A 22,787-nucleotide genomic window follows, 5' to 3' on the forward strand; every position below is an offset into this window, starting at 1 on the left:
TCACCCGCGGGGTGCAAAAAAGGTGCACGGCGTAACAGGCGCTTGCGTGTAAAGTAGCGCCATAAAATCATAATCAGGAACCGACCATGACCGTGGCTAAATCCTCTTTCGATATCAGCGCCAACTTCGACAGCGGCAATATCGAAGTACTGGACATCAGCAATCCGCTACAAGCCCTGCTGGCCATCAAGCCAGACACCCGCAGCCCGCATTTCCAGTGGTTCCACTTCAAGGCCAGCGGCCTTCACGTCGGCCAGGAACACTGGTTTCGCCTGAGCAACGCCAGCAAATCCTCGTACAACAAGGCCTGGGACGGTTATCAGGCAGTGGCCTCCTACGATCACGTCAACTGGTTCCGTGTACCGACCATTTTCGAAGGCGACTGCCTGCGCTTCAGCCTCGAAGCCACTGCCACCCACGCCTGGTTCGCCTATTTCGAACCCTACAGCCGTGGTCGCCATGACTGGCTGATCGAGCAGGCGTTGACCAAGGCCGGCACCGAACTGCTGGCCACCGGCAAAAGTGCCGAAGGTCGCGACATTCAACTGTTGCGCAAGGGCAGCGGCGCCGAAGGCCGGCGTAAAATCTGGATCATCGCCCAGCAACACCCCGGCGAACACATGGCCGAGTGGTTCATGGAAGGCGTCATCGAGCGCCTGGAAAAACACGACGATCCGGTACTGAACAAACTGCTGGCCGGCGCCGACCTGTATCTGGTGCCGAACATGAACCCGGACGGCGCCTTCCACGGCCATCTGCGCACCAACGCCATGGGCCAGGACCTGAACCGCGCCTGGCAGAGCGCCAGTCAGGAAATCAGCCCGGAAGTGCTGTTCGTTCAGCAGCAGATGGCGCAATACGGCGTTGATCTGTTCCTCGACATCCACGGCGACGAAGAAATCCCCTACGTGTTCACCGCCGGTTGCGAAGGCAATCCTGGCTACACGCCACGGATCGAAAAGCTGGAAACCCATTTCCGCGATCACCTGAAGCACCTGACCAAGGACTTCCAGACCAAGCACGGCTACACCCGCGACGAACCGGGCAAAGCCAACATGACCCTGGCCTGCAACAGCGTCGGCGAGAAATACGACTGCCTGTCGCTGACCCTGGAAATGCCGTTCAAGGACAACAACGACGCGCCGAATCCGCTGACGGGTTGGTCGGGCAAGCGCTCCAAGCAACTGGGCAAGGATGTGCTGACCACGGTTGCCGATATGGTTGATACGTTGCGTTGAGTCTTAAGCTACCAGATCAAAAGATCGCAGGCTGCGCCAGCGCCTACGGGTGTACAAAAAACCCTGTAGGCGCTGGCGCAGCCTGCAATCTTTATGACGTTCCATGCGCCGCGCATCCGCACACGATCTTCCAAGCCCAACAAACACTCGTCCTCGCCACATTGCGCTATGAAGACAATTAAATATGACCTCAATAGAGGTCATATTTAACCATCGCTTGCCTGCGCCTTTTTCACCCTCAATATAGGTATAAAAAACCGAGTAATAAGACACCAAACGCAGCAACTCACATCCAAACTACAACCAAACTAGTCATATGGCTTAGCCAGAAAATAATTACTTCTCGGGGATTTCGTTCCATCCGCATAAACCGCAACAACAAAATATGACCACATGCCTCTTGGAACACCTTTTGCGACACCTTCCGTAGTGATACTCTCCCCCACTTTTGTTGGAATCAATACCCCCCTTACAAATATTTCATACTTCACAGCCCGTGGCGATAAACTCCATTTGAAACGAACGCTATCATACCCGCTTAGCCCATCAACAATTTGAGGTGTTTTTGGGACAAAGTGTACATAAGACGAAAGTCGCTCAGCATTTTCACGCCAAACACGCGCTGTGTCGGCAGTTACCGCATTACCTCGCGGTAAACCATATTGATCTTTCACCGCCGGATTTGAATAATAAAGTTCACGATTCCCGCCACATAGCAGGCTCCCCGAACGCCCATTATCGTAGCCAAACCTATAATCAGTCGCCCCAGTAGTATTGCAGTGATCGCTACCCGCATTATGCCCAAGCTCATGAGCAAATGTCATAGCAGCGTTAGATATGGTTATTCCAGTACGGCCAGGCTTATAGGCTATCCCTGTGGGTCCACCAGGCACAAAAGTCGCGAAATTTCCGTAAATCACGTCGGGTTCAAATTGCTTGATCCCCTCAGCGAAGATAGTCGGCACTTTCGCAAGAGTCTCGTTGCTTACTTCATACTCCTGCTCGACAATCTGAATCCCCACCAACTTGAACGAAACATTACTCACCAATGAATTCCGAAGTGCCAAATTAACCAGCTCAACTTTAGCCAGCGCATCACCCATTGCATCGCCGCCAGCCCGCTCAACGCCTGCACGGGAATACCCCATCAGGATATCAACCACATGGGATTCCGTTGATGCGGGATCCACAGGTGAAGTGGTAATGGTTTCGTTCGGACTTGTTACCTCGTCTTCGATATGGGAATCCACAACAGGCTCAGGGATGAAACGGCTCACCCCTTTATTATCAACATGCAATGAACCGATCTCCCCCGGCCTGTTAATTAAAGCGGTCACGCTTCCGTCTGCCGAACGAACCGTCACCAGAGAGCCTTCGGACTTATCCGGCATCAGCAAATTACCGCTTTCAACGGTATAACCATTAATGACTTTCGAACTGGACCGCTTAAAAACTGCTGGTGCAATCAAGTCCGCATACAACTCGGCGGTGGATTTACTCGCCACATTCGCGACTACCCAGTTTTTTGGCTTTCCGGGATCAGGTAGCGATGAATGAGCACAGGCGCTGAGCCCCCCCGCCATCACCACGCCGCAGAGCATGTGAACAGCACGCCCAATGGAACGCATATCTGCAATCTTGAACATAATTTGACTCCCTGAATGACATAAACAGTACTCTTCGACCGGCCTCGTCCGAAGCCGCTACAGTCTCCAAGCATTGAATGCGCATTTTCAGGGGCGCGATACTGTCAACATTGACAGGTAGACGAGTAAAAAAAGTGGCTAACGCACTCAGCGCGCGGTATCCGATACACCGCGCTGAGTGGTGTTCCAGGGCTTACTTTGCTCTGGGTCGCCAGTCAGGCCCAACGGGGATAAATCCCCTCGCCACACTGGGTTCAGCAAACACCACTCAAACCCGATCCTTGCCCCGCAACATGCTGTCCAGCACCTCGTCACGCCGCACCCAGCCATGGAACAACGCCGCCGCCAAGTGCAGCAAAACGGTCAGGAACAGCAAGTAAGCCAGATAGCCATGCGCCTTGCGCAGGAACGCAAACACCTGCGCGTTGGCCGGCAAAATCGACGGCAGTTGCAACGAGCTGCCGAGCATCACCGGGTCGCCTGCCGCCGAGATCATCGCCCAACCCAGCAATGGCAGAATCAGCATCAGCGCATACAACAGGACATGCGAGGCCTTGGCCGCCAGCACCTGCCAGCCGGGCAGGTCTGCCGGCAGCGGTGGCTGTCGGGTGGAAAAACGCACTGCCAGACGCACGACCACCAGCAGCAGGATCGCAATGCCCAAGGGCTTGTGCAGGTGAATCAGCCATTCATGGCGTTCGGATACCGAGGCAACCATGCCCGCACCGATGAACAGCATCGCGATGATCATCAGTGCCATCAGCCAGTGCAGCAGTCGCGCCAGCGGCGCGAAATGATTCGGTTGAGCGCTCATTGATGAGCCTCCTGTGTGGCGGCGGGCAACTGGCTGACTTCGCTGGTGCGACGCAGATAGGAGCTGGCGTAACCGGCTGATCGCGCGGCGAGCAGCGGGTCATCGGAGCCTTCGATGCCGCTTGGCAACACCAGCGGGTCGTAGTTGATGTCGCGGCATTCGCCATTGAGTTGCGGTTGCGTACTTTCCAGCACCAGGGTGCCGGCATTCAACACCTTGCGACCCTCGGGCCAGGCCTTGCTGGCGTCGTTGACCGGGTCATCGGGGTTGGCCAGGGTGATGTTCAGCTGCCAGCGCAGCGGTCCGGCGGCAATACGTTGCACCAGATCCTTTTCCAGGAAATCGCCACCGGCAGGCGCGGCTGCACCCGACTCGTCCTTCGCCACCGGGACCATGCTCCAGCGCGCCGCCTGGCGTTGACCGGCGGCATTCACCAGATAGAACGCATTGATGCTGTTATAAGTTTCGGTCACGTAACTGGCCGACGGCTTGGCGGTTTTGACCCAGGCCAGAAATGGCGCGGCTTCCGGGTGTGAGCCGAAGAACGCCGGCACCGCTGCCGGATTCGGTTTGCCCGTGGCCGGGTCCGGCGACTGCGCCTGTTGCAGTTGGTAGAACGCTTCGGGCGTGCCCACCGGGAACACCGGCATGCTGTTCATGCCGGTGCGCCACTGCTGGCCGTTGGCCTGAGTGAAACGCAGCGCCATGCTGCGAATCGGTACGCTGGTGTCCGGTGCATAGGGGTTGCCGGCCGGCAGCGCAAAACGCCCGACCACCGGGGTCTGGGCCTCGTTGAACACCTGGGCGCTGGAATAGCTGCGCGCTTGCCCGCTGCTCTCGAAATGGCCGATCACGCACACGCCTTTGGCGTGGTTACGACGGAACCCCGGATGAACGCCGTTATTGGTTTCCAATACATTGATCAGTTTTTTGGGGGTCAGACGTTGTGGGTCAAGTGTGCCGTTGACGTAGGCAAATGCCCCGGCCACGGCGGCGACGACAACCCCGATACCCGCCAGACGCAACATCAGGCTTGCAGCACTCAAGGGCGGCCGGGTGGGCGGTGATGAGCGATCTACCATGAAAGACTCCAGGGCCATCGGCCACAAGTGAGAAGAATCAAGCAGACGAACCCCGTGCGGGTTTATTCCATCGCGTGGTATTTATTTTTTCAGGCGTGGAATAACCTCAAGTGCCGGGCGTCTTCCTAGTCCACAGCGTAGTGACTAGCCAGAATTTCATGAACGATATCGACGAACAACTGAGTGAAATCATTCCCAGATTGCGGCGGTTTGCCGTGTCGTTGACGCGCAATCCCAGCAGCGCCGATGATCTGGTGCAGTCGTGCCTTGAGCGGGCGCTGTCAAGTTGGGGTGACAAGCGCCCCGAGGGCGACTTGCGGGCCTGGCTGTTTTCGATCCTGTATCGCCAGTTTCTCGACGCTCATCGCCGCTCACGACGTTATGCGCGGATGCTCGAATTCTTCACCGGTCGCGACGACGCACAGCCTTCGGTAGAACGCACCGTCATCGCTCAATCGACCCTCGAAGCCTTCGACCGGCTCACCGCCGAACAGCGTGCCCTGCTGCTGTGGGTGTCGGTCGAAGGCCTGAGTTACAAAGAGGTCGCCGAGATTCTTGGCGTGCCCACTGGCACCGTGATGTCCCGCCTGTCCCGCGCCCGCCAGGCCCTGCGCGAACTCAGCGACGGTGAAATCAACCGCCCTTCCCTGCGGAGACTCAAATGATCAGCATGCCCCCAAGCGAGCGTGACCTGCACGCTTACGTCGATCACCAGCTCAGCGACGCCGACCGACGCCTGGTGGAGACTTTTCTGACGGCCAACCCCGAAACCGCCGCCCAAGTGCGCGGCTGGCAGCAGGACGCCCAGCAACTGCGCGCCGCCCTGAGCGGTGCGTTGCAGCAACCGGCCAACCCGGACCTGGACCCGGCCATCATCCGTCAGCGCCTGAAAAGCCGTTCCTATCGTCACTTCGCCAGCGCGGCAGTGCTGCTGATTGCAGTCAGTGTCGGCGGCTTGAGTGGCTGGCAAGCCCGGGAGATGACGCTGGTCAGTGCTTCGCCGCCGATGACGGACGCGATGCAGGCGTACCGCCTGTTTGCCCAGGAAGGCATTCTGCCGGCGGACTACAAGGTCAGCGACGACGGCGACATGCAGGGCTGGCTCGACCGCTACTTTACCCAGGCCAATCGCCTGCCGGACCTGTCGAACGCGGGTTACAAGCCGGTCAGCGGGCGCTTGCTCAGCACCGAGCAAGGGCCGGCGGCGATGGTGATGTACCAGGACCCGAGCGGGCACAAGATCAGCTTTTACGTGCGCCCCCCTGGCCCGAAAAACAATTTGCTGCCACGGGGCAGTCGCAGTGATGGCGAGCTTCAGGCCGAGTACTGGTCGGGGCCAGGCTACAACTATGCAATGGTCAGCCCGAGCGATACGGCGGCGGCGCAGATGTTGAGACAGACGCAGAAATTCTGATCACCGCAATTCCCCTGTGGGAGCGAGCCTGCTCGCGAAAGCGCTGGGTCAGCCAACATCAGCATCGACTGACACTCCGCCTTCGCGAGCAGGCTCGCTCCCACATTGGATCAGGGGTGGAATTTAGAACCCCACATCCAGCACCACGCTGTCCAGATACGTCCCGGCTGGCGGTGTGGTCTGGTCGGTGTAGATCTTGGCGTTGTAGTTGAACACCTGACTCCCGGTGCCCAGTCCGTTGCCGGGGTTGACCTCGGCATCGGTGCTGGCTCGCCGCGCCGTACCGACGCTGCCCCAGCGAGTGGTGCCGGCGCTTTTGAAGATGTCGTAGGCCAGGTAATTGCTGCCCGAGATCATCCGTCGCCGCCCGCCCACGCTGACGGCTTGCTGGCCATCGCTCAGGCCAACGGTGTAGGCGCTGCCCTTGGTGCAGGCCAGGTTGATGGTCTGGCCGCTGACCGCGGTGAACGCGCTGATCACCGGCGCGCTGCCGAAACTGATGTTCGGCGCGGTGATGGTGCAGTCGTTGGCCACTGTCAGGTTCACCGTCAACGTCGTCGTACCGCTATTGATGTCGCGGCCCAGGCAAATACTGCCAATACCGATGCCGGAGCAGTAATTCCAGTTCCAGAAAATGCTCAGAGTCTCGGTATAAACCCCCGCCGCCACGTTGCTGCCGATGGTGGTGCCCAGGTAAAGCGGCACGGTTTTCGGTGTTGATCCGCCCAACAAGCCCAGAGCGTCAATGATGCCATTGCGAGCGAAGTCATAGGCCACGCCACGGGTCATCGGGTAGCTGGTGGAGTTGTTGGCGTACAGGGTGTAACTGATGACATCGCCCGTGGGACCGAGCAGCCCACTTTGGGTGGACGTGACGGTGCCGTAGAAATGGTCGTTGGCGCTCAGTAGCGTCAGCAGCGATCCGGTGCAACTGAGCCCCGCATTCAGGGTGGAACTGGATTGCGAGGTGGTGCGCAGCGCAATCGAACTGACCGAGCCGAACGCGACCGGCGTCGTCGTCACCACCGAACACAGCGCCCAGGCCGACCCCGGCAGCCACAGTGCCAGCAGCAGCCCATATTTCAGCGCGTTCATTGGCACACCAATGGCCCGATCAACGGGATCTGGTCCTGTTTCATGTCCACGGCGAACTGCGCCTGGCAGGTTTTTCCATCAGCCAGGGTCACCCGCAAACTGTTCTGCGCCTGCAGGTTTTCCAGGTACACCAGGCCGTCCCAGCCCACCACCGTTTGCGTGCCGCTCTGTTCATGCACCACGCCACTGCCCAGCGGCAATTCCTTTTGTCCGGCATCCACCAGCACGATGCTGGCGGCGATCACCCGGCTTAGCGGGAACTCCAGCAGATAACCACTGCCACGGCGCACCGCGATGCGTTGTTCGACATCCGGACTGCGTACGTTGGCCGGCAGGTTCAGCGGGTCGATTTCATACTTGCCCCGGTAATAGGCGCTGGTCCATGGCACCAGCAAATGGCCGTTGCTGTCGGTCAAGCCCACCTGCTGGTTCTCGTAGCGCACCGGCACACCCGCATAACCCTCGGTGCTGACCACCACAAAAGCGTCGTCGATGCGGTTGGCGGCGAACACTTGCCGGTCCATCCACACCAGCGAACCGCTGGCATCGGCCCAACGGGTTTCGGCGTCGCTGGTGCCATAGACCCCGGCCTGCAATTGCACCGATTGCAGGCGCCAGGTCAGGTCGGCCTGACGGTAATCCGGCCCGTCGCCCTTGGCGTAACCGAGGTTGAAGCCCAACCCGCCTTCGGTCGGCACGGCGCGGCTGTAGTTGACCCGTTGCTGGCTCTGCCCGGTTTTGCTGCGCTCGCTGCTGATCGCCAGACTGCCGTGCAGGTCGAAGGGAATCACCAGTTGCGCCTGCACTGTCCAGTTGCTGTCGCCGATCTCGCGGTTGCCCGACAGGTAGAAACTGGTGTCGCGCCACAACGGTTTGCTCCAGGTCAGGTTGAGCAGGCGGGTGCGCGACTCGTCTGCGGCGCGTACATCGAAATAGCCCACACCGAGGCTGCCCCAGGTGTCGAGGTTCAGGCTCAGGGTCGCCTGCTCGCTGCGCTTGCTCAGGGTGAGGTAGTCGCTGTCGACCACGGTCAGGTCGGCGTATTGATCGCGCCGCTGCAAGCGTTGATAGGAAAAGCTGTAGCGCTGGCTGCTGTACTGATAGCCGAGGCTCAGTTGCTGGCCGGTTTCACCCTCGAAACGGCTCTGGCTGAGGGCGGTATTCAGCACACCGAAGTTACCCAGTCGCAGGTTGCCGCCCAAGCCGCCGAGGGTCAGCGAATCCGAGGCTTCGGCGTGGCTTTCCAGGGTGAAGTAGTCGCTCAGGCCATAACGCAGGCTGGCGGAACTGACGCCGGGGCCGTAGCCAAAATCACGGATGCCGTAATCGCGCCGCAACGTACCGGCGGCCACGGAAAAATCGCTCAGGCCTTTTTGCAGCAGGTTGCTGGTGACGTAGAACGGCACAGTGGTCGAAACCTGGCGCCCCAGCGCATCGGTCGTCACCACCACCGCTTCACCGGCGCCATTGATGAACGGAATATTGGTCAGGGTGTACGGCCCCGGCTGCAGTTCGGCGCTGCTGGATTTGTAGCCGTTGATGAACAGGTCTACCGAGGATGGCACTGCCGCCTCACCGGCAAATTGCGGCAGCGGGTAAGTCACCAAGTCCGGACGCACGCCAAAATCGCGGGACAGCTGCACACCACCCAGGCGCACCGAACTGCTCCAGGGCAAGGCGCCACTGACCAGGTCGCCGGCCTCGTAGGTCAGCAGTCGTTCGTCATCGGAGTAACGCCAAGTGGTGTCGTAGCGCAGATAACCATTGTTCAGGGTACTGACCGCATTGCCTGACAAGGTGCGCCGGTATTGTCCGGTGTTGGACAGGGTGCCCCAGCTGTCGAACAGCCGCACTTCGTTCCATGCCGCCAGATAAGTGCCGGCATCATCGGTGTCATTGAGGTAAAGATCATAGTTGAGCAAGGCCCCGAAACTGCTGAGGGCCGGGGTTCGTGGATAGGCTTCGCGGTTGCCGACAAACTGCTCCGGCAGCCACTCTGGCGGCACGTTCAGCAGCAACCGCTGGCCGACACTGTCGTAGTCGCTGTGCAAGCCCGGCAGGCTGTCGAGATCGACTTCGCTGCCGATGTTATCGGGCAGCTTGATGCCACTCTCGCGCAACGCACTGGCCGGTACGAACAATCGCCCGCCGCGCTGTTGAACGGCCACGACACGCCCGGTATTCATCTGATTGACCACCAATTCCAGAAACAACTGTGCATCAGCCACGGCCTCCATGCCGCTGGGTGCGGGCGGCAAGTTGCCGGCCGCGGAGGGTTGTGAGAGCAACAGGCTCGCCATGCACGTCGCCACCCACAACGGACACTGGAAATGTCGAGCCCAACCCTGGGCCATTAATGCTGTGCGTCCGTCAATGGACAGGTTCCCCTCTTACCCTAACCTGGCGGCGATCAAAACCTGTGGGAGCGGGCTTGCTCGCGAAGAGGTCGTACATTCAACATCAATGTCGACTGGCCTGACGCTTTCGCGAGCAAGCTCGCTCCCACAAGGTTGTGCGTGCGCGCACGCCCCTTCACCACAAAAAACCATCCGCTTCAGTGGGTTACCGCGCTGGCGTCACGCTTTGCACCTGCGGCGCCCCATTGACTCGCACTTGCAACGCCGGATCCCCGGCAATCGGTCCGGGCGCTGGCCAACGCATGATCGCGCCCGGCAACACATAGCCCAGCAACCCTTCCACCAGCGGTTTGTTCTGCCCCCCCTGTTTCAGCGCGACATCGGTCAGGCGCGCATGCACCGCGCCCTGATTACGCACTTCCACATAAGGCCGACCGTCCACCGTCACCGTACGCCAGCTCAGATCCGGCAGGCCGATGCCTTTGGGATCGCGCGGCCGGGTGGTGTCCTCCTTGCTCCAGAGCCCTGCGCCGTAGGCAAACAACGGCACCGAATAACGCATCTGGAAACGAATCGCCGCCGCGGTCTTGCCCTCCTCTGCGGTGGGTGGTTTGGCGGAGGGGATTTCGTCGATGATGATGCGGTAGGCCAGCTCCTGCCCTGGCGGCACGTCCTTGGTGCGAGTCAGGCGCACCAGCTGTTTCTGGCCCGGCTCGATCTTTGCCACAGGCGGACTGCCGATGACATCGCGCTGGTTCTGGTATTGATCGTCGAAACCGCTCTGGCTCCAGGCAAAGACCCGGATCTGCAGGTTGGCCGTCTCGGTGCCGCGATTTTCCAGCCACAGGGCACTGGCCTGTTGATCGGCCTCCAGCACCGGGTCGATCGGCCAGATCAGCACCGAACTGGCGGCTTGCACCCTGGACGTCCCCATCAGCACCATCGCCAACACTGCATACCGCACGACCAAACGCCGCCGCGAAGGTGAATCCATACGTCTACTCCTTATATCAGGCCTGATCAAAACGCCGCGCTACCACGACAGCTGCACTTGCAGCACATCGCTGTACGTCCCCCCAGGCTGAGTGCCCGGCAACTGCACCTGTCCGTAAATCGGCAGGCTGATGTTATTGGCATCGGAATACGCCACGGCCACGCTCTGGCCGATCCCCAGGGCCTGGCTGTAAGCCGCATCGCTGAACAACGAATACGCCACGCGGTTGCTGCCGGTGCTCAACTGCATGTGTCGCCCGCTGCTGTTGTACTGACCGCCGTCGACGCTCATGTTCAGGGTCACCCCCGGCGTACATTGCAACTGCACGCCGCCGGTCAGGGCCACCTGCACTTTGCTGGTCGCCAACGCCGACTGGCTGCCGAAGTTCAGGCTGCCGTAGTTCGACACACCGCCCACCACCAGGCATCCAGCAGTGATCGTGGCGCTGACCTGGAAGCTCTGACTGGTCACCGCCGCCAGCGGCAACGGCACGCCACCCGCGCATAGCAGGAGTAACGCCGCATAACCATGCCGGGCCATCGCACTAGAAGGTCAGCTGAACGGCAACGGTATCGGTGTAGGTGCCCGCGGGCAGCCCGGCCTTGCCTACGGCTTTACCGTAGATGTTCACCGCCTGAGCCTGGCCGGTACTCGCCGTGAGGTTGATCACGCCATTGATGGCGAGCAGTTGCGAGTGCGCGGCGTCGGTATAGAAGTCGTAAGGCACATAGTTGGCGACGCCGTCGTACAGCGCCCGGGAGCCACCGGTGGACTGCGCGTCATGGCTGCCGGCGCCAACGGTGATGGTTGGCGAGGTGCCACTGGAGCACTGGACTGACAGCGCGCCGCCACCACCGCCCAGCACCTGGCCGTCAGCTTCGGTGAACAGACTGGTGGTGGTGCCGAAGTTCACGGTCCCGAAGTTCAGGCCGGTGCTGCCGGCCGTGCCGTTGACCAGGCAACTGCTGGTCAGGATCAACGTGGAGCTGATCTGGCCGGTGACAGTGGTAGCTGCCTGGGCGCTGGACACCAGCGCCAGGCCAAGCAATGACAAACCGATCCTTGATACAAGCATGTGCATGGTGTCCGTCCTCTACGGGTTTACCAATCGAGCGTCACCGTCAGGGTGTCGGTGTAGACCCCTGCCGGCACCGCGCGGGTATTCGCCACCACCGAGCCAAATACCGGGATCGGCACCTGCGCCCCGCTGGTGACAGCGAAATTGTGCTGCTGCCCGATGCTGTAGCTCTGGCTACCCGAGGCATCGAGGAACAATTGATAAGGGAGGGTCTGGCTGCCATTACTCAGGCGCCGGGTCGTGCCGTCGCCATGGACGCCGCCGTCGATGGTGACCGTGAAACCGGTGACCGACGGGTTGCAGGCCACATTCAGTTTGCCGCTTGCATCATTGCTGAGGCTGGCCTTGATCGGGGCATTCCAGGTCGGGCCCTGTTGGCCGAAGTCGAGGTTGCCGAAGTCGCTGACCGGGCTGCCGGGGCTGGAGCCATTGGTCACTTCGCAGCCGGCGATGATGGTCAGGCGCGCATGAATCTGCCCGCTGATCGCCGCCCGTGCGTCCTCGGCCAGAAGTAGTAGCGCAGCAACAGCGATGACCATCCAGTGCTTGCTCGTCATAACGCCCAATCCCGACTCCTTCAGGATTCGAAAACCATGGCCGCTCACGGGAACGGCGCTCCCCTGCGCCCCCCGCATCTGTCGGGTGGGCGATCACATCGTTGCCATTACCAGGTGACTGTCACCTTCACCAGGTCCGAATAGCGACTGACCCGTGGAATGTCCGCCAGCCGTTCGATACGCGCATACAACGGCAAATCCACCGACCCGGAGTCCGGGACGCGGCCACTCATCGGGACGTCCACCGCCAGCGGGATCAACCGCGCGGGGTCCTGATAAAGCCGATAAGGGATGGGTTTGCTGTGGACGGCGGTGCCCGCCATGTAGCGCACATCGCCAACGCCGCCGTGCTGGCCACCGTCGACGCGTAATTGATAGGGGGTATCAGGGTTGCATTCCAGGCGTGGCAAGCGCTGGCTCATCAATGCCGCGCCCAATGGGCCAGCCGGATCGTCCAGCCGCGCAGTGCTGCCGAAGTCCAGCACGCCCAGTTGCTCGATGCCGGCACTGCGTTGTTGGCCGACCAATTGGCAGCCGCGCTTGACGTCGACTCGCACCTCCACCTGGAGTTCTGCGGCCAACACCTGTGTGCCGAGCATCAAGCTCAAGACTGCCAACACCATAAATCCATTCACGGCCCCATTCCTTATCAGGGGTGGCTTGTGAAAACCAGATTAGCAATGCAACTGGATTTCGCCAGTCAGGCACCGCCTCCGGATCCATGAACATGGCAGGGAGTTGTATCGAATTATTGAAAAAACGCGGTTATTTTGCGGGGAACGCCGTTGTACACAGCGCAGTTTTTTGTCCAATGCCCACAGGCACCCTGTCACCACAGATGGCGCTGTAGATCTTTTGGGGCCCAAACCGCTTCAAATCGTTATCATATCGGCCATTTTCAGGGGCTGTGTGCCCTCATCCCTATCAATAGCGAATCTGTTCATGAATACCCTTGCACAACTGCGGGCCGGCGAGCTGGCAGGTATTACCCGTCTGGACTTGTCGTGTGGTCTGACGGAGTTCCCCCGGGAAATCTTCGAGCTGGCCGATTCGCTGGAGATCCTCAATCTCAGTGGCAACGCCTTGAGCAGTTTGCCGCACGACCTGCACCGTCTGACCCGGTTGCGGGTGTTGTTCTGCTCGGACAACCGTTTCAACGAGTTGCCAGTGTGCCTGGGCCAATGCGCCGAACTGACGATGATCGGCTTCAAGGCCAACGGTATCGAACGTGTACCGGGTGCGTCCCTGCCGCCGCGGCTGCGCTGGTTGATCCTGACTGACAATAATATTGCAGAGCTGCCGAGTGAACTGGGCGAGCGCCCCTACCTGCAAAAACTGATGTTGGCCGGCAACCGCTTGCAGCAATTGCCCGAAAGCCTGCGCAATTGCCATCGTCTGGAACTGATTCGCATCGCCGCCAACCGCATGACCGCACTGCCCGAGTGGCTGCTGACCCTGCCGAGCCTGACTTGGCTGGCTTACGCCGGCAACCCGTTGGAAACCGAAGCCGATGCTGCCGCCCTCGACGCCACGCCCGGCATTGCATGGGGCGCATTGCAGCTGGAGCAGAAATTGGGGGAAGGCGCGTCCGGGGTGATTCATCGCGCGACGTGGCAACGAACCGGGCTGGGGCCTGTTGCCGTGGCCGTCAAACTCTATAAAGGCGAAATGACCAGCGACGGCTCGCCGCTGCACGAAATGAACGCCTGCATTACGGCGGGGCTGCACCCGAATCTGATCCGGGTCGAGGGGCGGATCATCGATCACCCGCAAGCCCAGGCCGGGCTGGTGATGCAACTGATCGATCCGAGCTACCGCAACCTTGCAGCACTGCCGAGCCTGGCGTCCTGCAGCCGGGACATTTATACCGACGACACTCGGTTCACGGCGGCCGTCGCCTTGCGCATGGCCAGTGGCATCGCGTCGGTGGCCGAACACCTGCACCAGCAAGGCATCACCCACGGCGATCTCTATGGCCACAATATTCTGTGGCATGAAAATGGCGACTGCCTGTTGGGGGACTTTGGTGCGGCGTCGTTCCATGCCACCACCGACAACCTGGAAAGCCGTGCGCTGCAACGCATCGAGGTGCGGGCGTTTGGCGTACTGTTGGGGGAATTGCTGGAGCGAATCGACTCAGGGTTGAGCGATGCAGACCGTTTGGAGCTTGAGCGGTTGGAGCAGCGTTGCTGTCAAGCGGATGTGCTGGGGCGGCCTGGGTTCAGCGAGATTGTGCAGGAACTGAAGAGACGGTGACTGCTTCGCGGGCAGGCTCGCTCCCACAGGGCGTTGTGTTGGTCTCACTGTATGTGAACGGCACAAAACCATTGTGGGAGCGAGCCTGCTCGTGAAGACGGCCTGTCAAATGACAGAACCGTCAATGACACACGTGCTTAACCCGCCAACCCGACAAACATGTCCTGCACGTCATCGTGATTGTCCAGGCCTTCAAGGAACGCCTCGACTTCAGCCATCTGCTCGTCGCTCAGGCCGCTGACCGGGTTTTTCGGCTGGTAGCCCAGCTTGGCCGCCAGCACAGTGAAGCCTTGCTCAGGCAGGGCTTTCTGCACCGCATCCAGGTCGGCCGGCTCGGTCAGGAACAGGGTGGTGCCCTCTTCCTCACCCGGCTCGAAGTCCTGGGCGCCGGCTTCGATGGCGGCCATTTCAGGGTCGGCATCCGGGCTGTCCGGGGACGCCTCGATCATGCCCACATGGTTGAAGTCCCAGCTGACCGAACCGGAAGCGCCCAACTGGCCCTTGCGGAAAGCGACGCGGATTTCCGCCACGGTGCGGTTGATGTTGTCGGTCACGCATTCAACGATCAGCGGCACCTGATGCGGGGCGAAGCCTTCGTAGGTCACGCGATGGTATTGCACGGTTTCGCCGAGCTGGCCCGAGCCTTTCTTGATCGCACGCTCAAGGGTTTCGCGGGGCATCGAGGCCTTTTTTGCCTGTTCAACCACCAGACGCAGGTGCGCGTTAGTGGTGACATCGGCACCGTTGCGCGCGGCAATGGTGATCTCTTTCACCAGTTTGCCGAAGATCTTGCCCTTGGCGTTGGATGCCGCTTCTTTGTGTTTAACCTTCCACTGTGCGCCCATTACTCACTCTCTTGATCTGTGGCGCCGAGACATCTATTGGCCGACGCATGGCGCCAAGTTTATACGGCCTAAAGTCGGCAATCGACCAAAAATTCCACCTGTACACGGGCGTGGATGATCAACATCTTCAACAGGACTTGTAGGGCGATTCTGAAAAGGCGCATGCGGTGACACTTCAAGGCCGGGGTTTCGTACCCTCTGCACTTGGTATTTCATAGTAGACGCGCAGGCATGCACAACGACAAGGAAAGTCCTTTCACCCTCACCCTCGTCGAGAGGGATTTAAGTTTGCAGGTGTTGCAGTTCAGTGGCCACGAAGGCCTTAACCAACCCTATCGATTCACTGTCGATGCCATCGGCCTGACGCCGCCCATGGAGCTCGACCGGTTGCTGCAACAATCGGCTTTTCTCAGCCTTGGCGACGACCAGGGCTTTCACGGCCGCCTCCACAGCGCCAGTCGTGAGCATCGCGGCGCGCACCGGGTTGGCTACCATCTGGTACTCGTACCGCACCTGCAAACCCTTGAACAACAGCGCAGACGCCGGGTATTTCATCGCCTGAGCGTGCCGGATATTGTGCGTCAGTTACTGGAAGAACATGCCCTGCCCGAGAGCAGCTACCGTATTGAATTGACCACCGGACACTACCCCGTCCGCCCGTTTTGCATTCAATACGAAGAAAGCGATCTGGCACTGCTGCACCGGCTCTGTGAAGAAGAAGGCATTCACTACCACTTTGAGCATCGCCACGACGGCCATGTGCTGGTGTTGGCCGATGACAGCCTGGGTTTTCCCCAGGAGCCGGTCCTGACGCCCTTTCGTAGCGCGACGAACCGCAATCCTGGCGAAGCCGGTATCAGCGAGTTGTTCCAGCGCCATGAGTCGCCCGCCACCCGCGCGCCCTCCACTTCGCGCAGCAGAGGCGCACCGGCCTCAAGTGACGGAGCGGCCAACGAGCCACACGCCAGTGCGGGTTCGATGATCCAGCGCCCTGCTCCCGAGCAACAACACTGTGACCAACTCAGCCGCCGGGGCCTGGAACGCTTGCGCTGCCAGCACACGCAGATCCGCGGCCAAAGCGACCAGCCACGGTTGCTCAGCGCAACGATCTTGCAAGTGGAACAACACCCGCTTCCCTGTTTCAACAATCAGTGGCTGCTCACCGAAATTCAGCACCATGGACAACAAACTTCGATCCTCGAGCAGGACCCGTCTGGCGTCCCCCGAAGCTATCGCAATGAATTTTCGGCCATCGCCTGGTCCACGGCGTTCAGGCCGTCGCTCAAACACGCCCGCCCCATTGTCCCCGGTTATCAGCCGGCAAGAGTTCTGGGCCCCGCCGGGCAGCCGGCGACGGTCGATGATCATGGCCGGATTCTGATCGCCCTTTGGCCAACGGCGGGCGCTGTTGCAGAGGAAGCCGGTGGCATCTGGCTGCCGGTGGTCATTGGCGCCTGCGAGGGCGGAGCCGATCGGTACAGACTGCCGCGCGCCGGCAGTGATGTGTTGATCAACTTCCTCGACGGTGATCCGGACCGGCCGGTCCTGTTCATCACTTCCGGCTGTGAGCCGCCACAGCCCGCTGCGGCCCGCAAGCCACGCAGCGATACGCGGTTACTGCTGGACTGGTTGATCAACCGTCCGGATCTTGGTTCGTAAACCGTGGCCTGGCACTCAGCCTGTGGCGGGGGAGCTAGTGGGCGCCGAGCCGTGTCGCGGTCGGTCGAACCAGGCGCAACGGCTGCACACTCCAGCGCCAGCAAGCTCGCTCGCCAAAAAAGCCAGTGAATCGGGGTGAAATATTGTTCATCAGGCCGGTCACGGCACTGTCATGTGGCCACCTCTTAATGCGTTTCAGGATGTTGCGGCAGGACCGCAACACTGCCGATGCGCGGCCATGAGCCGCGCCTCACGTGAGCGCCATCGGCAGGGTGAATCACCTGATGAACGAGATCCATGATGATCAAGAAACTTGCCACACCCCTTGTCGGCGCCTTGCTGGGCGGCGTGATGTTGCCTGCCCATGCGGACTTCATCGATGACAGTCACGCCGACCTGACGCTGCTCAATCGCTACCTGAACCAGGAGGGCCGCGACGTTGCAGGCAGCACCGCCAAGGCCAAGAGTTACCGCGATTGGGGCCAGGGCTTTCAGTTCAACTTCAAGTCGGGTTATACCGAGGGCCCAGTGGGCTTCGGGCTGGATGTGGAAGCCTTCTACGGCCTCAAGCTCGACTCCGGTGGCGACCTGAATGACAAGAGTCATCAGGGCCAATATCCGGGGAGCATGTTCCCGCTGGACGATGGCAAATCTGCCAATGACTTCAGTGTCCTGAGTCCGACCTTCAAGATGCGTTTCCTCGAGGATGAGCTGCGCGTCGGCATGCTCAGTCAGAACAACCCGATGCTGGCCAACACCGACGGGCGTCTGTACCACCAGACCAACACCGGCGTGCAGCTGGTATCCAAAGACCTGTCCGATTTCACCTTTACCGGCGGTGACATCGTCAAAACCAAGATCCGCAATGAAAGCGGCGACAGCGACATGACCACCGGCGGCGGTACGAAACTCAGCGATCGCTTCGTCTATGGCGGCGCCGATTACACGGGTCTGGCCAACACGACGGTGAGCCTGTGGTATTCGAATCTGCAGGACTACTACCAACAAGCGTTCATTGGCGCGAAAAATACCACCGCCCTGCCGGTGGGCAGCCTGCTCAGTGATTTTCGTGCCTACCGCAGCCTGGGGGTGGGCGGTAACGCCGATGGCGACGCCGACTACGCTGCCGCGGGCTCCTACGACAACGGCGCCAGCAAGGGCCGTATCAACCAGTCCACCATCAGCCTGATGGAAAGCTATAGCCTGGCGGGGCATACCCTCGGTATCGGCGCGCAAAAGAACACCGGTGACAGTGACTTTCCCTACCTCGATTCCGGACTGAACAGCGGCGACGCCCGACAAGGCCCTGGCGCAGGCGCCGACACCCCGGCGCTGACCAACCTGCAACTGAACAAATTCCAGCACGCGGGCGAGCAAACCTGGCTGGCGCAATACAAATACGACTTCGGTGAGTTGGGCCTTAAAGGCCTTGGCTTCCAGGCGACCTACGCCCATGGCGATCAAATCCGGGTGGCCAGCGGCGGCAATAGCGAGTGGGAGCGAGACTTGGCGCTGAGCTATCAGGTGCCTGACGGCAAGTTGAAAGGCTTTGGCGTGACCTGGAAAAACGCCATGGCCAATCCGAGCATGACCGGACAGACGCAGCAGGACGAGAACCGGCTTTATGTGAGTTATGTCGTGCCACTTTGGTAGGCGCCATGGGTACATCGGCTTGCCTTGATATCTGCCATTAAGCGAGCCCCATGTGGGAGCGAGCAGGCTCGCGAAAGCGGTGATTCAGTCAGCATTGATGTTGAAGCTGATGGCCTCTTCGCGAGCAAGCCCGCTTCCACAGTGGATCGATAGTGAACACATATTTTGTGAGCGGCACAAATCCACTGTGGGAGCGAGCTTGCTCGCGAAGGCTGCGCCTCGGTCCATCAGGCCGGCGCCAACTCGAAAAACGCCTGAATCAAACGCAAATCCCGCCGCCGCTCCACACACCCGATCATGTGCCGGTTAACCAGCCCCTCACCGAGAATGGGCACCGCCGTCACTCGCGGGTCATGGCTGACTTCCACCGACGACACCACCCCCACGCCCAAATCGGCGGCGACGGCTTCGGTCACTGCCTCACGGCTGTCCAGTTCCAGCAACACCCGCGGGTTGACCTTGGCCTGAACGCACGCATCGTCAAACGTGCGGCGGGTGATGGAATGCGGCTCGCGCAACACCATGATCACCTGATCCAGATCCTTGAGCCGTATGCCCTGCGAGAGTTGCGCCCAAGGATGAGCGACCGGCACCAACGCGCAGATTCGCGACGCGCTCAAGGCTTGCAGATATAGCCCCTTGCGCGGCTCGACTTCGGTCATCACCGCCACATCCGCATGTTCGGACAACAACGCCGCCAGCGTTTCCTGAGCATTGCCCAGACGCAGGTTGACGGTGACACCCGGATAACGGGCGCGCAGGCTGGCAAGCATCGGCATGACCCGGTGCGGGCCATCAGCCGCCACTTCCAGACGCCCGGTCAGCAACTGCCGGTTGGCCTCCAGCATCACTTGCGCCTCATCGGCCAGGCTGAACATGGCTCGGGTGATCGCCGCGAGGCGCGTGCCCTCCTCCGTCAATTCCACCCGCCGCGCCGTGCGCCGCAACAAGGTGATCTGGTAGTGCTCCTCCAGCGCCTTGATGTGCCCGGTGACCGCCGGCTGACTGATGAACAGCCGCGCAGCCGCCCGGGTAAAACTGCCCTCCCGGGCCACCGCGTCGAACGCACGCAGCTGGAACAGATTCATGAATAAGCCTCACTGATGACTAGCATAACAATAAACAATTTGATTGATGGCGCGGCAAATTGCAATTTAAGCCCCGTAGCTTGATGCCATCGAATGCGAGGACGCCTGAATGAGTACTGCCGCTCCAATCCTGCTGACCCCCGGCCCGCTGACCACCTCGGCCCGCACCCGTCAGGCGATGATGGTCGATTGGGGGTCATGGGATGAGCGTTTCAATCAGCTGACCGCCAGCGTCTGCGAACAACTGCTGGGGATTATCAATGGCGCCGACAGCCACCATTGTGTGCCATTGCAGGGCAGCGGCACCTTCGCCGTTGAAGCGGCGATCGGCACGCTGGTGCCACGGGACGGCAAGGTTCTGGTGTTGATCAATGGCGCCTACGGCAAACGTCTGGCGAAGATATGCGAAGTGCTTGGCCGTTCGTTCAGCACCTTCGAGACCGCCGAAGACCAGCCGACCACCGCCGCCGACGTTGAACGTCTGCTGCGCGCCGACGCCAGCGTTACTCATGTGGCGCTGATCCACTGCGAAACCAGCACCGGCATTCTCAACCCGCTGCCGGAGATCGCCCAGGTGGTGGCCCGGCACGGCAAACACCTGATCGTCGATGCCATGAGTTCCTTTGGCGCGTTGGCGGTGGACGCGCAACAGGTGCCGTTCGATGCGCTGATCGCCGCCTCGGGCAAATGCCTTGAAGGCGTGCCGGGGATGGGCTTTGTCTTCGCTAGCAAAGAAGCGCTGGACAACGCCGCTGGCAATTCGCACTCACTGGCGATGGATTTATTCGACCAGCACCGCTACATGGCCAGGACCGGCCAATGGCGCTTCACCCCGCCGACCCACGTGGTCGCGGCGCTGCATGAAGCCCTGCTGCAGTACCACGAAGAAGGCGGCTTGCCGGCCCGGCACCAGCGCTACGCCGACAACTGCCAGGTGTTGCTGGAGCAGATGGCCAGAGTCGGCCTGCGCAGCTTTCTACCGCCCGCGATCCAGGCGCCGATTATCGTCACGTTCCACGCACCAAAAGACCCGCGTTATCAGTTCAAGGCGTTTTATGAGCGGGTGAAGGCCAAGGGTTTTATTCTTTATCCGGGCAAGTTGACCGAGGTCGAGACGTTCCGTGTGGGCTGTATCGGGCATGTGCATCCGGCCGATATGCGCGCGGCTGTAGCGGCCATTGCCGAGGCCCTGCGCGAGATGGAAGTAACAGAAATCTAAATGACACCGCCCTCAACTGTGGGAGCGAGCTTGCTCGCAATAGCGGACTGAATGCCAACATTTTTTGTCGTTTGACACACCGTAATCGCGAGCAGGCTCGCTCCCACAAAAGCGTCTACCACATTAGCCAGTCAACACAGGATCCTGCTCACCATGAACTACACCCAACCGACCCAACTGCAAGCCGCGATCCTCGACTGGGCCGGCACCGTCGTCGACTTCGGCTCCTTCGCCCCCACGCAGATTTTTGTCGAAGCGTTCGCCGAGTTTGATGTGCAAGTGTCCATCGAAGAGGCCCGCGGCCCAATGGGCATGGGCAAGTGGGACCACATCCGTACCCTGTGCGATCAGCCGCAGGTCGCCGAGCGTTATCGCTCGGTGTTCGGCCGCACGCCGACCGACGATGACGTCACTGCCATCTACCAGCGTTTCATGCCGTTGCAGATCGAGAAAATCGCCGAGCATTCGGCGCTGATTCCTGGTGCGCTGGAGACCATTGCCCAACTGCGCCAGAACGGAATCAAAATCGGCTCCTGCTCCGGCTACCCGAAACAGGTCATGGACAAGGTCGTCGAACTGGCCGCCCACAACGGGTATGTCGCCGATCACGTGGTGGCCACCGACGAAGTGCCCAATGGCCGCCCATGGCCGGCTCAGGCCTTGGCCAACGTCATTGCACTGGGTATTGATGATGTCGCGGCGTGCGTGAAGATCGATGACACCGTGCCGGGCATTCTCGAAGGCCGCCGTGCCGGGATGTGGACCGTGGCGCTGATCTGCTCGGGCAACGCGCTGGGACTGGATTACGCGGGGTATCAGGCACTCGGCAGCGAGCAACTGGCCAGCGAACGCCGGCGTATTCACGGGATGTTCGAAGGCTCGCGTCCTCACTACATGATCGACACCATCACCGATCTGCCAGCGGTCATTGCCGATATCAATCGGCGCCTGGCCAATGGAGAGATGCCGCAAAGCAGTTGATTGAACGTCCTGCACCTTGTGGGGGCGCGGCGCTCCCATAAAAACCCTGATCTGTCTCAGGCAAACCGTCGCAAAGCGGATTACAGTACAAGCACACCGACTGAAAACAGCGGTTGCTTTAGATCCGCCCTGCGAGGAACACCGTATGCCATGGACAAATTCCGAATCACGTTACAGCACCGTATCAATCCTGTTGCACTGGTTGATGCTGGTCCTGTTGATACTGGTGTATGCCTGCATCGAATTGCGCGGGATTTTCCCCAAAGGCAGCGGCGGTCGGACGCTGATTACCGAAACTCATTTCATGCTCGGCCTGACGGTGTTCGTACTGGTATGGCTACGCCTGTTCGCCCGCAGCCTCGGCCCGGCGCCACAGATTTTCCCGGCCTCGCCCCACTGGCAGGTCACTCTGGCCAAGGTGATGCATTGGGCGTTGTACATGTTCATGATCGCGATGCCGATCCTCGGCTGGCTGGTCACCAGTGCCAAGGGCCATCAGGTGATGTTCTACGGCTTCGACCTGCCAATGCTGGTCTCTGAAAACAAGCCATTTGCCCGGCAGGTGCAGGGCTGGCACGAACTGGGCGGCACCATCGGCTACTGGCTGATCGGCCTGCATGCGCTGGCCGGGCTCTATCATCACTATGTGGTGGGGGACAACACGTTGTTGCGGATGATGCCGAAGCGGGTGAGCCGCAACTCCTGAGGCCGATGATAAAACCCTGTGGGAGCGGGCTTGCTCGCGAAAGCGGCGTGTCAGTCGACATGAATTGCACTGAACCACCGCTTTCGCGAGCAAGCCCACAGGGAA

At 60.4% G+C, this 22,787-nt stretch carries 21 protein-coding genes; 9 read left to right on the forward strand and 12 right to left on the reverse strand.

The features are described 5' to 3' along the window. The first annotated feature begins 86 nt into the window (after positions 1–86). The gene (locus POF45_RS05505) at positions 87–1,238 is read left to right on the forward strand and encodes a M14 family metallopeptidase (RefSeq protein ID WP_259495013.1); all 1,152 of its coding nucleotides are present in this window, start codon (positions 87–89) and stop codon (positions 1,236–1,238) included. 308 nt (positions 1,239–1,546) lie between these two features. On the opposite strand, the gene POF45_RS05510 is transcribed toward POF45_RS05505, so the two are convergent. The 3 genes from POF45_RS05510 to POF45_RS05520 form a co-directional block, all read right to left on the reverse strand. Beyond that, positions 1,547–2,884, reverse strand: coding sequence for a hypothetical protein (locus POF45_RS05510; protein ID WP_282315279.1), 1,338 nt, complete (start codon positions 2,882–2,884; stop codon positions 1,547–1,549). Positions 2,885–3,152: 268 nt separating this feature from the next. Then, positions 3,153–3,698 carry a cytochrome b gene (locus POF45_RS05515; protein ID WP_259495017.1) on the reverse strand — a complete coding sequence of 182 codons (546 nt, stop codon included), beginning with the start codon at positions 3,696–3,698 and terminating at the stop codon, positions 3,153–3,155. After that, entirely contained in the window at positions 3,695–4,780 is a 1,086-nt protein-coding gene (locus POF45_RS05520; RefSeq protein ID WP_282315280.1) for a catalase family peroxidase, read from the reverse strand. Before POF45_RS05520 ends, POF45_RS05515 begins: the two co-directional genes overlap by 4 nt. 158 nt (positions 4,781–4,938) lie before the next feature. Here POF45_RS05520 and POF45_RS05525 point away from each other — a divergent pair, with 158 nt between their 5' ends. Further along, positions 4,939–5,445 carry an RNA polymerase sigma factor gene (locus tag POF45_RS05525; protein WP_259495020.1) on the forward strand — a complete coding sequence of 169 codons (507 nt, stop codon included), beginning with the start codon at positions 4,939–4,941 and terminating at the stop codon, positions 5,443–5,445. Continuing rightward, positions 5,442–6,194: an anti-sigma factor family protein gene (locus tag POF45_RS05530; protein ID WP_259495021.1), complete on the forward strand. Its 753-nt coding sequence runs from the start codon at positions 5,442–5,444 to the stop codon at positions 6,192–6,194. The genes POF45_RS05525 and POF45_RS05530 overlap by 4 nt, the downstream gene beginning before the upstream one ends. 123 nt (positions 6,195–6,317) lie before the next feature. Here POF45_RS05530 and POF45_RS05540 read toward each other — a convergent pair whose 3' ends face one another. The 7 genes from POF45_RS05540 to POF45_RS05570 all read right to left on the reverse strand — a co-directional run bounded on the left by POF45_RS05540 (position 6,318) and on the right by POF45_RS05570 (position 12,898). Continuing rightward, positions 6,318–7,289: a Csu type fimbrial protein gene (locus POF45_RS05540; RefSeq protein WP_259495022.1), complete on the reverse strand. Its 972-nt coding sequence runs from the start codon at positions 7,287–7,289 to the stop codon at positions 6,318–6,320. Beyond that, a complete protein-coding gene (locus POF45_RS05545; RefSeq protein ID WP_282315281.1) occupies positions 7,286–9,643 on the reverse strand; it encodes a fimbria/pilus outer membrane usher protein in 2,358 nt (785 codons plus the stop codon). Before POF45_RS05545 ends, POF45_RS05540 begins: the two co-directional genes overlap by 4 nt. A 208-nt stretch (positions 9,644–9,851) precedes the next feature. Continuing rightward, positions 9,852–10,640, reverse strand: coding sequence for a fimbrial biogenesis chaperone (locus POF45_RS05550; protein ID WP_259495024.1), 789 nt, complete (start codon positions 10,638–10,640; stop codon positions 9,852–9,854). Between the two features lie 39 nt (positions 10,641–10,679). Continuing rightward, on the reverse strand, positions 10,680–11,180 hold the full coding sequence (locus tag POF45_RS05555) for a Csu type fimbrial protein (protein WP_282315282.1): 501 nt from the start codon (positions 11,178–11,180) through the stop codon (positions 10,680–10,682). Between the two features lie 4 nt (positions 11,181–11,184). Further along, entirely contained in the window at positions 11,185–11,721 is a 537-nt protein-coding gene (locus POF45_RS05560) for a Csu type fimbrial protein (RefSeq protein WP_282315284.1), read from the reverse strand. Positions 11,722–11,741: 20 nt separating this feature from the next. Continuing rightward, complete coding sequence (locus POF45_RS05565; protein WP_282316006.1) at positions 11,742–12,275, reverse strand: Csu type fimbrial protein; 534 nt, start codon at positions 12,273–12,275, stop codon at positions 11,742–11,744. A 107-nt stretch (positions 12,276–12,382) separates the two neighbouring features. Further along, positions 12,383–12,898 carry a Csu type fimbrial protein gene (locus POF45_RS05570; RefSeq protein WP_259503208.1) on the reverse strand — a complete coding sequence of 172 codons (516 nt, stop codon included), beginning with the start codon at positions 12,896–12,898 and terminating at the stop codon, positions 12,383–12,385. Positions 12,899–13,217: 319 nt separating this feature from the next. Here POF45_RS05570 and POF45_RS05575 point away from each other — a divergent pair, with 319 nt between their 5' ends. Beyond that, a complete protein-coding gene (locus POF45_RS05575; protein WP_282315285.1) occupies positions 13,218–14,531 on the forward strand; it encodes a leucine-rich repeat-containing protein kinase family protein in 1,314 nt (437 codons plus the stop codon). A gap of 137 nt (positions 14,532–14,668) precedes the next feature. On the opposite strand, the gene POF45_RS05580 is transcribed toward POF45_RS05575, so the two are convergent. Continuing rightward, positions 14,669–15,376 carry a YebC/PmpR family DNA-binding transcriptional regulator gene (locus POF45_RS05580; RefSeq protein ID WP_259495030.1) on the reverse strand — a complete coding sequence of 236 codons (708 nt, stop codon included), beginning with the start codon at positions 15,374–15,376 and terminating at the stop codon, positions 14,669–14,671. Between the two features lie 231 nt (positions 15,377–15,607). Here POF45_RS05580 and POF45_RS05585 point away from each other — a divergent pair, with 231 nt between their 5' ends. Beyond that, complete coding sequence (locus POF45_RS05585; RefSeq protein ID WP_282315286.1) at positions 15,608–17,035, forward strand: type VI secretion system Vgr family protein; 1,428 nt, start codon at positions 15,608–15,610, stop codon at positions 17,033–17,035. Between the two features lie 300 nt (positions 17,036–17,335). Then, positions 17,336–18,688, forward strand: a complete 1,353-nt coding sequence (locus tag POF45_RS05590) for an OprD family outer membrane porin (RefSeq protein ID WP_259495032.1) — start codon at positions 17,336–17,338, stop codon at positions 18,686–18,688. A 227-nt stretch (positions 18,689–18,915) separates the two neighbouring features. Here the strand turns inward: POF45_RS05590 and POF45_RS05595 are convergent, their stop codons facing one another. After that, positions 18,916–19,776: a LysR substrate-binding domain-containing protein gene (locus tag POF45_RS05595; protein ID WP_259495033.1), complete on the reverse strand. Its 861-nt coding sequence runs from the start codon at positions 19,774–19,776 to the stop codon at positions 18,916–18,918. 109 nt (positions 19,777–19,885) lie between these two features. On the opposite strand from POF45_RS05595, the gene POF45_RS05600 reads away from it, so the two are divergent. The 3 genes from POF45_RS05600 (at position 19,886) to POF45_RS05610 (ending at position 22,682) form a co-directional block, all read left to right on the forward strand. Further along, complete coding sequence (locus POF45_RS05600) at positions 19,886–20,995, forward strand: 2-aminoethylphosphonate--pyruvate transaminase (protein WP_282315287.1); 1,110 nt, start codon at positions 19,886–19,888, stop codon at positions 20,993–20,995. A gap of 153 nt (positions 20,996–21,148) precedes the next feature. Then, positions 21,149–21,976, forward strand: a complete 828-nt coding sequence (phnX, locus tag POF45_RS05605; protein WP_259495035.1) for a phosphonoacetaldehyde hydrolase — start codon at positions 21,149–21,151, stop codon at positions 21,974–21,976. A gap of 145 nt (positions 21,977–22,121) precedes the next feature. After that, positions 22,122–22,682: a cytochrome b gene (locus tag POF45_RS05610; RefSeq protein ID WP_259495036.1), complete on the forward strand. Its 561-nt coding sequence runs from the start codon at positions 22,122–22,124 to the stop codon at positions 22,680–22,682. Positions 22,683–22,787: the final 105 nt, after the last annotated feature.

The sequence above is a fragment of the Pseudomonas fungipugnans genome, assembly GCF_029955235.1.
GTDB lineage: Bacteria > Pseudomonadota > Gammaproteobacteria > Pseudomonadales > Pseudomonadaceae > Aquipseudomonas > Aquipseudomonas fungipugnans.